Source organism: Bacillus sp. RC251 (assembly GCF_044908765.1).
Lineage (GTDB): Bacteria > Bacillota > Bacilli > Bacillales > Bacillaceae_G > Bacillus_A > Bacillus_A wiedmannii.
Genome location: NZ_JBIYDP010000007.1, coordinates 67,593 through 84,063 on the forward strand (window position 1 = coordinate 67,593; position 16,471 = coordinate 84,063).

The following is a 16,471-nucleotide window of genomic DNA, read 5'->3' on the forward strand; positions in this document are numbered from 1 at the left end:
TATATTTATTTTATCGCTCTTGTTAAGAATTTTATTTCTCTTTGTGAGAAGAGAATGTACCTATATATTTTTCTATACCGCAATAAAAAGACTTATAGAATGATTCTATAAGTCTTTTACTATAAGGAATTAACCTATACCCATCGATTAACAAATTCAAAAACCAAAAGATTCGCGATAAATAAATTTCTAATAAATCACTATTCTCTCTAGTCATCAAAAAGTTCACAATAGTTGAGCAGTTCCTTTTACTGCCTCGTAGCCAAAATATATTCCAAACAGAATTAAAACAATGCCTGCTACTATAGAAATCCATTTCATTACTGTATGATTAATAAATCTTCTACCAAAATGAATAGATGTAGCCATAAATATATCCCAAAGCATAATCCCAGCAAAAATGGCTGCACTATACCATAAAGCTTGTTCTTTTCCAATAGTATTCATAGCACTAGTTAGAACTGATCCATATATCCCTATCCAAAAAATAATATTTAATGGATTAGAAATTGCGATAGCAAACCCCGATAGAAAAGATTTTAAAGGATGTTCTTTTTCACCTGATGAAATATATTGAACTTGTTTAGTAGCTTCTTTCATACTTTCATAACCCAAATAAATCATCGTTACAAAACCAAAAATCCAAATGCAAAGTTGAGCAACTGGAGTTGTTAAATAAGTCGAAATACCAAAGTAAATTAAAAACATCATTACAACATCTGCTGACATTGCCCCGACTCCTACTAACCATGCACTCAAAAAACCATTTTTTATTCCTTTATTTATTTGAGCAACATTAATCGGACCGACTGGTGCAGACAATGAAATCCCTAATAATATATAACTGAATATCATGCTAATCATTTTTCTTCAACCCCGTAATAGGACATCTCATTACACTTTCTTCATTTGTTTCTGGTAACATATATTGTTTCCATTCAAAGGTTTCTTTTATTCCGTAATCCCCTATATCTGGATGCATTGGAATATCATCATATGCTAACAAACGTTTTCTAATCACTTTCCGCACTTGTTTCCCTTGTTTTGTATCACCTGTAATATCATCCAGAGTACCTCGAGGTTGTAACGTAATTTCAAGGCCGGTTCCTGTATATCTACTTTTTCTTTCAGAATATATTGGAGCCCTACAAACGACAAATATAGGTTCACCACCAAAACAAAATTCCCATTTAGCGTTATAAGGATCTATTGGAATTTCTGCATTCCATGGCTCCGGATCATTTCTCATTAAAAATTGTAATACATTCCAAAATTGTTTTTTGTATTCTTCAGCCAGTAATTGTTTATTAGAGGGTTTAAAAAATATTACTAAAGTAGTTCTCTTTGCAATTTGTTGATATGTTTTAATATATTCATAAATCCCATCTCTTAGTTTGAACAATTCATTTTCATCATAAGCCGATTCGGAAAATATATATCTAGACCAACCATGTTTCTCAGAATCCACTGCAAAATAACACGGAAATGGTTTAGATTGATCTAAAATGCTATCGTGAAAATTATTGAAAGATACAGTTTTCCACTCATCTAAAATCCCTTTATTTTGTTCTTCAATTATTCTCTTTTGATTGTATAAATACATTTTTGTAGTTGGCATTATTAAAATCCCCCCTAATATATTTATGATTTTTTCTCATATAGTAAAATATCATTCTCAACAATATTTAAAATTTCATTTATACTTTTTGTAGGTATTTCAATTGTTATCTCAGGTATACCGGGAGATAACAAAAATTTATTATAGTTATAAATTTTTCGATCTATAATAAGTGTGATTTCATTTGAATAGCCAAATGGAGATACACATCCTGGAACACAAGAAGTTTTTTCTATTAACTCCTCGGCTGAACAAATAGAAATCCTTTTTCCAACCAACTCTTTCATAAGTTTTGAATCTAATTTTTCTCCTTCAACAGTTACAAATATGTAATAGTTATTTGATTTATCTTTTAAAAATAAACTTTTACTGGGTACACCTTCTAATTTAAACCTTTCTCTAATTTTTCTATCTGTTTCATAATCTAATATTGGTTCATGTGTATATTGTTTATACGATATAGCCGCTTCTTCTAACAGTTCTACTACTTGTTTATACATATTTATCCTCCCTTTGATTTCATTACACAATTTGAAAAGATAGCCTTTTCTATTGCTGTTCCCCCTCCCTATTCTTTTTCACAATATATTCAATTATAGTTTACGAAACAATTAAAATTGAAATAAAATACATATTTGTAATATAAATGGAATCAAAATATAAAACCTATATTAATCATTAATTTCATAATAGTCAATCATTTAGACGCAAATCATAATTATCTATTTTTGTATACTTAATTCTATTTGTTATTAATTCATACATATTGTTTCTTTTAAAAAAGGACTTGTATATGTGTTCTATTTTTCATCTTCCAAAAATGTTTTGTTTTATCCTTCGGAAATGCGTCAACATTTATACGCTTTAAGATATTAATTCATACGATAAAAGTACATTATTATGTAAATTAAGGAAATACATTCGAATATTTTTCAACAAAAATCAGAATTTACTTATTATTAACTCTAAAATCTAGAACTACTTACCTTTGTATGTTCCAATATTTTAAAAATGTAAAAGTCACTATAAATAAGAAATATCAAATAAATATAATAGATTTATAGTAAAATGAAAAAATTTAAATACATCATTACTTTTCTTGTAACAGCACGTAAAAACCCCGAATCATGGGCAGTAAATTGCTCATGATTCGGGGTTTTTTAAGACTATATTTTAATAACAATTAAATCGCATACAAGTCCTTATATACCTCTATAGTAGAACTCTTTTCATCTATTATTTCTTAAATTCAATTTGCATCATTTTATTAAACTGTGTAAGAATATCAACCGGACCTAAAGAGTTAACATTGACAGCAAATGTATGCTTGCCTCCAATTACTCCACCAACAAAAGTCATAAACCCAGGAATTGATCCTCCGTGCCCCCAAACTGAGACACCATTTGGAAGTTTCGTCTCATAGATCCCAAGGCCATATCCATCACCAAGACCTTTTCCTTCTATAGGAACTGTAGTAAGCATTTCTTTTAGCTCGCGTTCTTTCAATAAATTACCACCGAGCAAAGATGAAAAGAACTTATTTAAATCGTCCGCATCTGAAATCATATCTCCCGCTGAATTAGCTAAACTCGGATTATAATACGTCATGTCTTTCAATTCACTTGTTTCATCAATTTTCATATACCCTCGAGCATGATTCTTTCCTGGTATGACTGGTGAATTACCTGGTAAAAACGTATTTGACAAGTCCAAAGGTTCAATAATTCGCTTTTCAATTTCTTCCGCATAACTATTACCAGTTATTTTTTCAATAAGCATTCCTAGTATTACGTATCCTGTGTTTGAATACGACCAACCTTTACCTGGCGAAAAATCTGGAGGTAGAGCAAGTCCTATTTTCACTATTTCTTCTGCTGTATACGTTTTTTTCGAATTCATAATGTCAGCTTCTTTTGACTTTAAATATTCAGCTATACCACTTGTATGGTTCAAAAGTTGACGTATCGTAATTTGATTGCCATCATATCCATTTCCTTGAATGAGGCCAGGTAGCCACTTTTCAATAGAATCGTCAAGTTGCACGCGATTTTCTCCTACTAATTGAAGAACAGTCGTAGCAGTAAAAGTCTTCGTCACACTTCCAATCCGAAAACGATAATCTGATTTCATCGATTTCTTTGTACTTAAATCCGCGACGCCAGCATTATAACTACTAATTTTCCCGTTATTATACGTCTTAGCTAATACCCCCGGCGCTCCAATTTGGATTGTTTCCTGCATGACTCTTTTCCAACCATTCCGATTCTTTTGATCATGTGCTTCTGACGGATTAGAAATATTTTGAGTAGACTCTGCTTTTACAGTAAAACCTGGTGTGAATAAAGTAGTACCCGCTAATAAAACTGCCAAACTTGCTAACTTAATGGAATAACTTTTTTTCATAAGACTTTCTCTCCTCTATTCATATCGTATTGATTCAAGCTATACTTTCATCCTATATGATAAACCTCTCTTTTTTCTTATCCATTCCTTACGAAATACTTACGTTCAAAATTTGACGACCAGATGGGAAAAAGTAATGTATGAAAATAAAAAAGAACGTGTTTTCAATTTATGAAAACACGTTCTCTTACATACTTAAACCCTATACCAACTTTTTATTTCATTCACTTTTACCACCCTGCACTAGCGTTCATGCCATTTCCGATAATAGTAAGTAGTACTGGCCACAGCACTGGTGCTAACGTAAGAAATAAATTTAGCAGTATAAGTATTCTATATCCCCCAGGAATATGGTGATTTTTACGATTAACAAATACTACAAAAACTAACAATATTATGGTCGTTACAAACAAAAGTAACACTAACAACCAATACCAAACCATTAAACTGAGACTCCATGGCTGTAATAGCTCGTGTACAATACCAAAGGTGATTCCCAATACTGCAAAACTAAAGGTAGTAATTGTTGCTTTGATAAACAATTTACTTAATTTTTTATCGTATGTATACTTACAATATAAATCTATTAACGTGTATAAAGATAAAAAGGCCATGAATACACCTACCCAAGACAATAACCAGTCTCCACCTCCTCTAACTAACATAAACAGAAACCAACACATCCCTGCTGCAGAAAAAACAAAGGAAAGGAGTATGTTTTTCAATACCGGTTTCATTCTATTTTCACACCCTTACAAAAATTTAAATATAAATTATATTTTTTTATTTACATGATACCCGTAATGGATTCATCACTTTTTCATTCTATATTGATGAAGTGAAGATAACCTCAAAAAAAATTCAACGAGCAATACTCTACAAAGGCTACCTTTTTCCATTGGTAGAGATATAAAAAAGTAAGTATACATTACCATGTAATTAAATATAAGTAAATGAAATTAATTTACAGTTAATTTCATTTACTTATATTAATGTCACGCCTTCCCGTCTCGCTCTATCCATCGAACAGTCTTCTCTACATCTAACTCCGTATACGTCTTTTCTCCATATCGGACAGACTCATATATCGGAATAATATCTCGCGTTCTACAAATTCTGCTTAACCATTGTTGCATCGTTTCATATGACCTTCTCTGTTCATGAAACGGTAATGTTCTTTCCCATTCCACTAAAGTTTGCCTTATCTTATCTTTAAGTAACGGCTGTTCTAACTGATGCTTCACTTTCTTGTTCTTTTCGGTTCTATCCATATTTTCTTTTGTTATCGATTGTTTATCCTGTTCTATTTCTAATTTCGTTACCTTTCTCCTCATTAATTTATAAAAAGCAAATAGAATGACCACTGCAATAATTACATAAAAAACGACACTAATCCATGCATTTGAAAGAACAGAAAACACATCAGTCCATGAATTTTTTCGTACAAAAAGTGGAATTTTCCTATCTATTTTTGTTCTTGTATCTACAACTCCTGTTTCTTCATCTATAATTCTTTCAGGTTCATCAAACTGTTCGTCTAAACTAGTAAAATCATAATTTCTTTCCGATATTGTCTCCGTCTTACTAGAAAAAAGCCCTTTTACTATGTCTTGTAGATGCACAACACCTTGTGATAACGTTATCGCACTAACCGTAAAGAAAAGTATCATGAAAACTCTAATACTCCAAATCTTCACCTTCATATGTCGCTCTTTATTAGCCATGACATAAACCCCTTCTTATTCTTTAATTACAACCCATTTATTCGTTCTGGTGTATTTCCTTGGAGAAGTACCCAGAATTAAAGGAACTGCATCCAATTCTTTTCGACGAAAACCTGCTGTGTAAAAATAAGTGGAAGATACAGGAGTATCTTGGTCCGATATTGAGGCAAGTACTTTTAATACATTTTGCAAATGTTTCCGGTTATGACCGTTCTTTATATGCAACAATCCATTGTCTTTTACGCTATTGATCCAAACTTCAAATGAACAGTTTTGCATAAGCAGTTGTTTACATATGCCTGCTGTTAATTCAATTAGTTCCTCTGTATCATTTCGCAAAGAAATACCGCTTTTATTTTGCAAGTTGAGATATATCGCATATTTATCTGATTGTGTTCGCTCGTACTTTTTCGCAGTTATCGTCCCTGTTTTCGCTGTCGCACTCCAGTGGATAGAACGAAAATCTTCATTTTCATACGACTTCACTCCCATTACTTTCGTTTCGTCATATAAGGGTGATGACATCGCTTTTCGAAATCCTCGTGACCATTCTTGTAATTCAGGTACTTGCATTTTCGGAACAGCTGGTAAAACTAAATAGGACGGCGTTTCAACTTGTTTATATGTTATATGGTTCGTTATGAATCCAAAGGGATCAGTAATGACAATTTCTACTTCTTCCCATTTCGCAAGTCCTCTTTTTACAGCTACAGCTTGTAAATCAAATGAAACTGACTCTCTTCCTTTTAAATGTAAATTCATATAATAATTTGAACCTGTATTCGTATTTTTGTTTATTTCATCATGATTCCAAGTTAACTTATTTTCACATTTAAATCGAAATACGATATTGAAAATAGGGAATAACGACTTGTTTGAAATTTTCATTTTGCACACATTCGCTTCACCTATAAAAACGTTTGAATTCCCTTGACTGTATTCCCATTCAACACGAGATACTTTACGTATGTATACATGCATCGCACCTATTAAAATTACATACAAAAATACGAGAGATAAAAACAATAGATTACTTGAAAATACACATAAAATAACGGCTACAACTGACATAACTCCCATTACGAAAGGCTCCGCTAAAGGTGTATACACAAGTTGTTGATTCATTGTACATTCTCCACTGGCACATTAATCGTATGAAGAATTTCTTTCATGATTTGTTCTCTCGTTGTTTTCATCTCCCCCTCAATCGTTAACGTTAAACGATGAGCGCAAACAGATGCTGCGAGCGTCTTTATATCATCTGGCGTACAATAGTCTCTTTCATTTAATATTGCTCGTGCTTGAATCGCTCTCATAAATGCCAACGTCCCCCGCGGACTTACACCAATTTCAATTAACTCATGTTTACGCGTTGCCTCAATAATTTCAAGTAGATAATCTTGCACATCATTCCCTACTAACACTTCTCTTGCTCGTTTTTGCACTGTAATAATTTCTTCAGTTGAAATAATTGAATGTAACGTTTCTAACGGATCATTCATTTGAAAACGATTCATCATCTCCTTTTCTGCTTCCCTCGTAGGATAGCCTTGACGTATAGTTAGTAAAAAACGGTCTAGTTGAGCATCAGGTAAAGGAAATGTACCGGCCGATTCAAGAGGATTTTGCGTTGCAATTACTAAAAAAGGTTCTGGTAATGAATGTGTCTGTTTCGCAATCGTAACAGTACGTTCTTCCATCACTTCCAATAACGAAGATTGCGTTCTCGGTACAGCACGATTAATTTCATCCACTACTACTATATTTGCAAAAATAGGACCTAACCTCGTTTTAAATTCCGATTCCTTCACATCAAAATATTCAAGACCAATAACATCGCCCGGCAAAGTATCCGCTGTGAATTGAATTCTTTGAAATTTAGCGTCTACACTTTTAGCCAAACTTTTCGCTAATGTTGTTTTCCCCGTCCCAGGTACATCCTCTAATAAAATGTGCCCTCTTGCTATAAGAGCTATAGCTGCAAGTTCAATCGCTTCATCCTTACCTATAATAACCTTCGAAATATTGTTAGTAATTTTCTTTAATGTACTCATATATTAACCTACCACCTTTAAATTTTCTAAAAATTAAGAATATATACTTCCAAATTATAACATATAGCACAAAGTTGAAACAGAGCAACAAGCAAACTTATATTTTTACTTTACTTCACGTAAAAAAAGCACCTATTGTCCTCTGTTGACAATGAAGTGCTTAACTCACGTGATTTTCATATTGGGCATTTGACACCTTATATAAATACATTATCTTTCCTCTCTGCACAAATGAATATAATGACCAAAATCAGGAAACACATCCCATTTATTTTCAGGATCATCATAATTCTCTCGTTCCTCAACTAACCCTCTATTCACATCCACCTTTTCCATTACTGTATAACCATTTTCGTGGAAATTGAAAATCATGCTAGTTTTTTCTTTTTCATTCGTATCATTATATTCCCAATACATAGCTGTTCTTAAGAAAATTCTATTATCATTTATAACTTCAAAATCATAATTTAAATACTTACGAACTAATTCATCATAAAACCCAACTGAAATCCAATCTTTTGTAATATTAATAACATACTTAATCCTTTCACCTTCAATTAACAAGGCCGTATATGGTTCGTTATTTTGATGACACAAATATGCTTTACACTCATCAATCATATTCCAAGGTTTCTTTCTAATATCTGACCACTCGTCACAATAATAAATTTTCATAGTTAATAGTCCCTACCTTATAAACCTCTTAAAAATATACCTCTTTTCTATTTTTTTCATCATATTCTATAAAACAAATACTGTAAGTCAACACTTATAGACTTACCATGATCGTTAATAGTCTCAATTGATATTCACTTCATTTCTTATCTATGTCACCCCAAATATCAACATCACATTCATTTAAAATCACTTTCATTTCGTCCTTCTCAAATACTACTAAATAATTATACGGTAAGGCTAGCACTTAAATAATTTCAGGTTTCATTTTTAATAATTCATGGGCATATATGATTTCCAATTCTCCTGATACTTCTTCATTGTTAGGAGCTATATACCAACCTGAATCACCTTCATCACAACCAATAGATCTTTGTAAAAACACCTCTTCTTGTTGCAACACATTTTTCGCTATCACAATCTTATCGTTAAATTTTATTAATTGTCTCTCTATTTAACTAGTAACGCTTTATATAATCGTTCAGAACGTTTCTCGATTTTATTATTTGCATTTACCATAAATTCAAAAATTCTGCTTTGAACAATTTGATTTTTTTGAATTTCCGATAGTTTGCGAGCCTTTACTTTATTAAATGAATTTGGCAATGGGTATTCAAAACAATGTCCCTTCCATAACTCTAATTTATCATCAATAAAGTCTTGCATATAATAATCTGTTACGAAAGTATCGAAAGAACGGCCTAAAAAACTTTGTAGTGACATTAATGTTAAATCCCAATAATCTCTAGTTGCAATAGCACGCCCAACGTTAAATCCTTTAGGCAATAATGTCATATTTCCTATTGTATGTGTCACTGTAGCAAAACGCATAACATCGGGATGATTATTAATATTTTCATAATGATTAAACACTTTTTCAGACAATAACCATTCATACCTTAACAGCTTTAAGGCATTTTTTTTAATTGATTTAGGCTTTACACCACGATTATTACAGAATGTATTAAAATCATTTTCCCAAAATGACTTATCACTTGATAGCAATAAAAGCCGGTACGTTTGATAAAAAGAATTCATAGTATCTAAATCTACATTGTTCAAGTTTTTATTTACATATATTTTAGAATATATCTCTAAAACAAGATCACATCTATCACAGTCAAATTTTTCTTTTACTCTGTTTAAAATTCTTTCTTGATAATCTTTTTTGTACAAAATAAATTTTTTTACAGGATGTAATTCTTTTTGCACTTCAAATGATGGTGAAAGGTTTTTAATATCAAAGTGAATTACTTCATTTTTATCTAGTTTAATAAAATCTGCCAATCTCAATTCAACAGCCTTCTTTCCCTTTACTTTTTAGTAACTATACGCTCTTTTTTCTCCAACGCATGCATTTTTTTCAATTAACTAGTAAAATGTATTCTAACATTACATATGATGACAACCATTTCAATTTGTTCGTTATAGAACTTCCTCTACATCGACACTCTCAATCTTCACTTCATACATATTTGGGATGTTTGCTTCTTTTGGTACCCATGCATAATAATTTTGATCATTCTCTAACATAAATTGAATTAACTTTGTTTCTGATCCATTCCAGAAATTTTTAAGATTATCAATGTAGTCTTCTAAATCTTCTTTATAGTCCAGTTGTAATATATAATCTCTTACCGTCAGGGCAAACACAATTAAACTTCCTAATAGATTTTTTTGCTCATTTTCTTCTTCATACTCTTGTGATAAGAACCACACTTGACCTATTCCTATCGTTTTTTTGTATTTTTCATAAAAACTACTATCCTCCATATTCTCATAGTCATGAATTAATTCATTGACCAATGAATGCCATCTTGGAGGAATAATATTTACCAATGCAGGATTATGTTCAATTCCTTCTACTATATCCTCTATTTCTTCTGTCTCATCTTCATAGTGATATTCACTTAGGTCTATATGCTTAAATTTCATTTCATTTTTATAATGTGCCAAATCATATGGATAATGATTATTATCTTTTAAACTTGTATCATCAAGTTCCAAAATTTTCGCAAGCGCTGCCGTTTCAAAGCTCCAATACCCCACATATCCAGGTTCTTTATGGGCATTTTTCCATTCATAATCATAATGGCCTTTAAACCATTCTTTCTCCATATACGTTTGCAATCTTTTAGACGCTTCTTTTTTATCTGTTTGTGCAAGTTCTATAATCTCTCTCGTTTTTGCATATGGATTTTCTTTAAAATAAACATTCGTCATTTTTGTGTATCCGATATCACTAGCGCATAAGAGGAAATCGATTACTGCATCGTTCATATTTTCCTTCTCAACTAGCTTAGCTAAACTTACAAGATTCTTTTTCTCCGTCTCTAATAAAATCCCTAGAGATATCATCCAAATTAGATTTAAATATCCAACTTCATTTTCCCCTATATGCCTCAAATCAATAAGAGCGTTGTCAAAATCTCCTTCTATTGTATAGATAGCTTCTCCTAGGGAATATTTTGCGTTAATATCCTCTAACTCATAATTAAAATTTAATAGATACCTTCCTTCTATAAGACTTTTATTATCTTTAGCCTTTCTTTGAATACCATTCCTTTCATCTTCTTCAAAACTTTTAATCTCCTCTCTATTTTCCTCAATAAACTCTTTATTATATTCTATTCCTTCTCTACATTTTTCTTCTATACATAAAGGATCTCTCATACTATTCAATTCCTCCTAGTGCCTTAAATTATGGCCATTCTCCAATTATGTCTCCCTTTGCATCTATTCTAAATGTTTTCACCTTTCCACTACTATCAACCTTTGATAACACTCTCTCAACTTCCTGATCTTGTAATGCTTTCGTAATCTTTGATGCTAATTTTGCATCTCCATCAACTGCCTTCAATATTCTACTTTTTCGGGTCTTCGCACCATTCAACCAATCATTTGACATTTGCCGTCCATCTTTAGTTTTCCCCAATTGTGAACTACCAAACTTAGCTTCATCAATAACATATTTAATATTTGAATTTGGATTTGCATTTTCGTATAATCCATCAATCCCTTTTACTATTTTATCATTTATGCCTGATGGTGTACTTTTTCCGACTGGCTTTAAATCAAATCCAGCTTCTTTTAAACTTTGATTATTCAATAAATTGTCACTAGATTTTATTTCACCATAATTACCTTTTTGCTTATTGGTAGCTGTTTTTGCATCAAAATTATCTACATTTGTGTTTTTGTTACTGCTAGGTTTACCGTTAGCCGCACCTCCACCAGAAGACTGGATTTTTTGAATAGTATCCTTAGTATTTTGAATCGATTTATTCCAAATAAATCCACCATGTACAAAAAGACTTGCCCCAGTAGCTGTTGCTGCTATATCTAATGGAATAACAATTGGTGATGCTAACCCACCAGTTCCTACTTCTGCCACGATAGTTAAGAAATTAGATCCGCCTATGAGCGAGATACCTTCAAACATTTCTACAATGGACCCGGCTATTTAATAATTTTGCCCTGTTTTTTTTAATGTTTTTTGACATTGAAAAACATACTATATAGCATCAATTGAAGCCTATGTGCCTGTGAAATGTGAGGTACGAAAGTGCATTCGCTCAAATAATAATTTTCAATTGAAATCAACAAAAGAGACCTCAAATGTGAAGTCTCTTTTGTTGAGTCTTTTTCATTTATAACTTCCTCTTTACTTATTCAATATCAGACAATCTTCCTTATTGAAATATAATAAAATCCTAATAAAAACGCGTTCTTCAAAAAGTTCTTTTTCTGCCCTACGAATCTAGTAAAATGGCTATAAGATATTACAAATTTAAGCTACGCTTAACTTGCACTAATAAATCCATTAATCCATTTCTTTCTGGATTTTTTTCCACTTCTTTTTTCACATGTTCTTCCAAATAATTATAAAAAGTTTCAAAGTCCAAATACACTTGTTGTTCAGACTCAACAGCTGGAGAATCTAATTCAACTAACACATGCTTATCATCTAAAGGTGTAGGTAGCTGTGACATATCAAATTCATCTAAATCAGACTGAAAATGAACGAATACTATTTCTTGTCCAAACCCCTCTTTTTTTACAAAAAAACTCAAAGCTCTTTCCAAGTACTTACCGTTTATAAAGTTAAAATATATTGACATCAATTCATCATTTTTCTCTTTATCTTCAATAAATTCAAAATTACTATTCATTTTATCCTCCTATAAATATTGTATCTTGATAATATCAGTCTAGAATTGGGAAAAAGTTAGTTATCTCCCCAGCATCATTTAAATAACCTCTGAACTTCAATCCATTTGAAGCAGTACCTTCAACAAGCCTACCATTTATTGTTCCCTTTTGCATCGCTTCTTTTCCCCACTGATATATCTTATCATCACTAATCATTGCTGGATCGTATATTGTTTTAGGCTCCTTAATATTTTTATACGAAACGGGTTCTGCAATATTTCCAGCCATATCTTTTCTAGGTATTTTGTATTCTATCTCATAAATCCCTTCAATTGAAGAATGTGATTTTTTAGATATAATTAATTCTTCTACATCAACACCCTGATTTTTTAAAGCATTGTAAAATTCATCCATGTTATGTCCACCACTAACCCCTTTCTTAGTGCTTATATTCTCAACATTTTTTAAATGATTTTTAGCATTATCTCCAAATTTAAAGTTATTAGCTTTACCCGTACCCTATGTTGTAATCTTAAACTCTCACAATAAAAAAACAAACCATATAAAACCTTATTAAACTACTTCCTTCTCTTGTACTACCGGCAACTCATATGCCGTTTTATGTTTCATCATGCCATATATAATGTTCACCAGTCTTCTCATAATACATACTAATGCCTGTCCTTTTGTTTTTCCCTCTTTTAATTTCTTTTAATTTCTTTTGATAGTATGCATAAAACACTGGACTTCTAGCTAACTTACTTCCTTTCGCCACTTGCACTTGCTGTACTGCTAAATTATAAAATAAAGCGTGTAACGCCCTGTTTCCTTGTTTGCTTTTATGTGTCTTACCTTTTCCGCCAGAACCAAAGTAAACAGGCGCAATCCCCGCGAATCGTGCTAATTTGTTGGCATTTGGAAATTGCCTTACATCCCCAATTTCTGCAATTAATGCTGATGCCGTCACAAGTTCTATTCCCGGCATCGTCTCTAATTGATAATCTAGTAGATTTACTAACCGTTTTAATTCTCTTTTAATGTATTTCATTTCCTTCTTTTTAAACTCAATATCCCGTACAATACTTCTTACTAAAAAGTCTCGTGTTTCTTGATACTCTTTCATTGTTTGTCCATCTTCTTTTACAAGTTTTAATATTTCGCTTGCTTTCTTTACTGAACATGTATTGTTGCTAACATCTAATAAAAAAGCTGTTAATTGCTTTATATTCGCCTCCTCTAAACAAGAGGATAATGGATATTGCTGCCAAAACGCTAATGCTGTTTTCCCATCTAATTCTGAGAAAAACTTTTTATAACTTGGATAATGATGGTTTAATTGAATATGTAGTTGGTTCTTTAATGCACTTTGTGCTTTTACTAATGCATTCCTTCTTGATACTAGTTGTTGTATCGACCAAAATAAATCGTTTGGCTTTGCATCTGGCAATTGATTAAATTTGTTTACCAATATGCGTGCTACACATTCCGCATCCCAACTATCACTTTTTTGTGTCGTCACATGGCTTTTTCGCTCTAAAAATGATAAAGCTGGATTTACTTCTTTCACTACTTGTTTATGATCTACTAAATATTTCGCTAACGCTCTTCCATAACCACCAACATCCTCTAAACCAAATACAACTGATAAACCATCACTCACATATGTCTCTACTTCTAATAAAAACTTCGAAAATGCAGATGGTTTATTATCAAATTGTATTTCTCCTAATTTTTCTTGCCAACAATTAATAATAACAGCCGTATGCTGCTCTTTATGTAAATCTACTCCTACATACAAATAATTCTGCCTATTATGCATAACTCATCCCTCTATTCAATGATTTAGTCATATATAAAAACGTCGGCAACCTTAGTTCGAGCGTTCATCTCCCGATGCGCATAGGTACGCAAGCCTATCCATTTTCATAACTTCATAAGTACATATAGTAAAATGAGCGATTTTTTTAAGTACGACTGTTATATAATTGCTGAATGTTTACCGTTTGTTTGTATTTGCCCGTATGTATATACCCCTCGATAAAAACTCTCTCGGTCTAACATGCGTTTTACTTGTACTTTCGTAAATTGTTTTCCTTTCTCTGTATGATAACCTTCCCTATTCAGTCGTTCTGCCAATTGAGTCAGCGACCAATGTTTAAAAAAGTGTCTTAATTCAAATAGTCTACGCACAACCACTGCTTTCTCCGTATCTACTTCTAACACTTTTTGTCCTTTCTTTACTCTATAACCAAACATCACACCACCACCTGCATATCCACCTTGTTCCGCTTTTTTCTTTCTGCCTCTACTTAGCTTCAATGCAATCTCGAGACGTTGATATTGGTCTAATAGCTCTAACATGCCATTTACTAAAAAATCATTTGGGTCATGTGTGTATATACTGTAATTGGGTTGTTCAATTGCTTTCACATCTACCTTGTATTTCTTTAGCTCTCGTTGTATTAACACTTTTGCCATATCAGAGCGCCATAACCGAGATGTATTGAGTACAATCACGTGCTTCACTTGTTGATATGCCATATCTGACAATAGTTCTTGTAAGCCTTCACGTTCAACTGTTAATCCATTTTCATCAACAGTTGCGCCACTTAGTCCTCTATCTTCATATACATGAAGCAATTGTAAGTTGTTTTCCATACAGTAACGTTCGATTTCTTCTACTTGATACGCTAAGCTGTATCCGTCACGTACTTGTCCTTCTGTTGAAACTCGTACATAACCCACTACTTTCTCTTCCATATTGAGTCCTCTCCCGTTACAGTAATTACAATCTCTGTAACGTTTGCCTGTTTTTTGCGGATAACGTGTGCATAACGTCCATCCGTTAAAACGTACTTTACGATGACTTCAAAACATAACACAATCCTTTATTTTTTCCTCTACTATCGTCATACCCTGTTCATAGCCATTACAATCTATAAAAATTTAATACTTAGCACACTTATAAAATTATAATGTGTCTAATCATTTCTATCCTAAAACGCCAAAAAGCACTTGTTGCCTTTAATTGACAATCAAGTGCTTTAAGTTCATATGTTTTTAAGTAGCATAAATTTGTAAGTTTTGTAGTAACAGTATGACACCTTTTATATGTGGTAACAACTACTACGTTAAAACTTACGAGTTTGTACGAGTTCGTTAGTTTAATATATATTCCATGTGTTTATATTCAGCACCCAGTAAAATGTCATCTCGCCAAAGCTCGTACCTCGTTTTCTTATTCTATCATTGCACATAGTACTCCATGATGGTACAACCATCATAGAGTACATACTTTCAAAAACTCTTTCACTTTCTTATCCCACTTAAAGGCTCTCTTTTTCACTCTTGATCATCATAAGCATCTCCAAGTGATTCAAATTCACTCTTTAGCCAATACCAATATTGTCCATTATTCTTAATAAGTTTTTCAAGTAAGTCAGTGAATGAAGTTGCGATAATTTGCGACTCCCCAACTATTCCATGTCGATCAAAGAAACTATCATAACATCTACCTAGTCTTTCTTCACTAAGATCTATTGTTAAATATTCATCCTTACCATCATTGCATATAATATACCAATTTGATGAAATATCTTCTTCACATAACTCTCCTACAATTACGGGATTAGCCAAAATAAACTCCTCTGGGGTAACAATATGAATAGGATATTCCTCATTTTCAAATAAAGTTAGACCACCACAAAGACTATAAAATTCTTTTAAATCACCTGGTAGCATATGCTTATTCTTATCAATTATCGGTAATTCTGTAGGCTCCTGAACTCGACAATTAGGTAATGATTTTACTTTTTTAATCAACTGATTAATATTTTCCATCTAAA

At 32.2% G+C, this 16,471-nt stretch carries 14 protein-coding genes and 4 pseudogenes; all 18 read right to left on the reverse strand.

Translation table 11 applies throughout. The features are described from left to right. Positions 1-225 precede the first annotated feature (225 nt). Complete coding sequence (locus ABH961_RS20330; protein WP_000624898.1) at positions 226-864, reverse strand: LysE family translocator; 639 nt, start codon at positions 862-864, stop codon at positions 226-228. Continuing rightward, a complete protein-coding gene (locus ABH961_RS20335) occupies positions 857-1,618 on the reverse strand; it encodes a YqcI/YcgG family protein (RefSeq protein ID WP_001143353.1) in 762 nt (253 codons plus the stop codon). Before ABH961_RS20335 ends, ABH961_RS20330 begins: the two co-directional genes overlap by 8 nt. A 23-nt stretch (positions 1,619-1,641) precedes the next feature. Then, on the reverse strand, positions 1,642-2,118 hold the full coding sequence (locus tag ABH961_RS20340) for a YbaK/EbsC family protein (RefSeq protein WP_000278060.1): 477 nt from the start codon (positions 2,116-2,118) through the stop codon (positions 1,642-1,644). Between the two features lie 736 nt (positions 2,119-2,854). Next, on the reverse strand, positions 2,855-4,021 hold the full coding sequence (locus ABH961_RS20345) for a serine hydrolase domain-containing protein (protein WP_000750389.1): 1,167 nt from the start codon (positions 4,019-4,021) through the stop codon (positions 2,855-2,857). A gap of 230 nt (positions 4,022-4,251) precedes the next feature. Next, positions 4,252-4,758 (reverse strand): DUF3902 family protein, encoded by a 507-nt coding sequence (locus tag ABH961_RS20350; protein WP_000805747.1) that lies wholly within the window; start codon positions 4,756-4,758, stop codon positions 4,252-4,254. A 258-nt stretch (positions 4,759-5,016) separates the two neighbouring features. Then, positions 5,017-5,745 carry a hypothetical protein gene (locus ABH961_RS20355; RefSeq protein ID WP_001284440.1) on the reverse strand — a complete coding sequence of 243 codons (729 nt, stop codon included), beginning with the start codon at positions 5,743-5,745 and terminating at the stop codon, positions 5,017-5,019. Positions 5,746-5,760: 15 nt separating this feature from the next. Further along, positions 5,761-6,870 carry a DUF58 domain-containing protein gene (locus ABH961_RS20360; protein WP_098049177.1) on the reverse strand — a complete coding sequence of 370 codons (1,110 nt, stop codon included), beginning with the start codon at positions 6,868-6,870 and terminating at the stop codon, positions 5,761-5,763. Continuing rightward, on the reverse strand, positions 6,867-7,799 hold the full coding sequence (locus ABH961_RS20365; RefSeq protein WP_070168918.1) for an AAA family ATPase: 933 nt from the start codon (positions 7,797-7,799) through the stop codon (positions 6,867-6,869). The genes ABH961_RS20360 and ABH961_RS20365 overlap by 4 nt, the downstream gene beginning before the upstream one ends. Positions 7,800-8,009: 210 nt before the next feature. Further along, positions 8,010-8,474 carry a hypothetical protein gene (locus tag ABH961_RS20370; RefSeq protein WP_098049178.1) on the reverse strand — a complete coding sequence of 155 codons (465 nt, stop codon included), beginning with the start codon at positions 8,472-8,474 and terminating at the stop codon, positions 8,010-8,012. 139 nt (positions 8,475-8,613) lie between these two features. Continuing rightward, positions 8,614-8,928: pseudogene (locus ABH961_RS20375) on the reverse strand (immunity protein Imm33 domain-containing protein); the annotation flags it as partial. Beyond that, positions 8,925-9,767 carry a hypothetical protein gene (locus ABH961_RS20380; protein ID WP_001234187.1) on the reverse strand — a complete coding sequence of 281 codons (843 nt, stop codon included), beginning with the start codon at positions 9,765-9,767 and terminating at the stop codon, positions 8,925-8,927. The gene ABH961_RS20380 and the pseudogene ABH961_RS20375, both read right to left, overlap by 4 nt. A gap of 132 nt (positions 9,768-9,899) precedes the next feature. Continuing rightward, positions 9,900-11,147, reverse strand: a complete 1,248-nt coding sequence (locus ABH961_RS20385; protein WP_098080293.1) for a PoNi-like cognate immunity protein — start codon at positions 11,145-11,147, stop codon at positions 9,900-9,902. 28 nt (positions 11,148-11,175) lie between these two features. Further along, positions 11,176-11,937, reverse strand: a pseudogene (locus ABH961_RS20390) (hypothetical protein); the annotation flags it as partial. A gap of 319 nt (positions 11,938-12,256) precedes the next feature. Beyond that, positions 12,257-12,646: a hypothetical protein gene (locus ABH961_RS20395; RefSeq protein ID WP_001087574.1), complete on the reverse strand. Its 390-nt coding sequence runs from the start codon at positions 12,644-12,646 to the stop codon at positions 12,257-12,259. A 34-nt stretch (positions 12,647-12,680) separates the two neighbouring features. Then, positions 12,681-13,145 (reverse strand): annotated as a pseudogene (locus ABH961_RS20400) (CdiA family toxin C-terminal domain-containing protein); the annotation flags it as partial. Between the two features lie 54 nt (positions 13,146-13,199). Further along, positions 13,200-14,445: pseudogene (locus ABH961_RS20405) on the reverse strand (IS110 family RNA-guided transposase). A gap of 158 nt (positions 14,446-14,603) precedes the next feature. Next, complete coding sequence (locus ABH961_RS20410) at positions 14,604-15,386, reverse strand: recombinase family protein (protein WP_048547715.1); 783 nt, start codon at positions 15,384-15,386, stop codon at positions 14,604-14,606. Positions 15,387-15,968: 582 nt separating this feature from the next. Further along, positions 15,969-16,466, reverse strand: coding sequence for an SMI1/KNR4 family protein (locus ABH961_RS20415; protein WP_000427919.1), 498 nt, complete (start codon positions 16,464-16,466; stop codon positions 15,969-15,971). Positions 16,467-16,471: the final 5 nt, after the last annotated feature.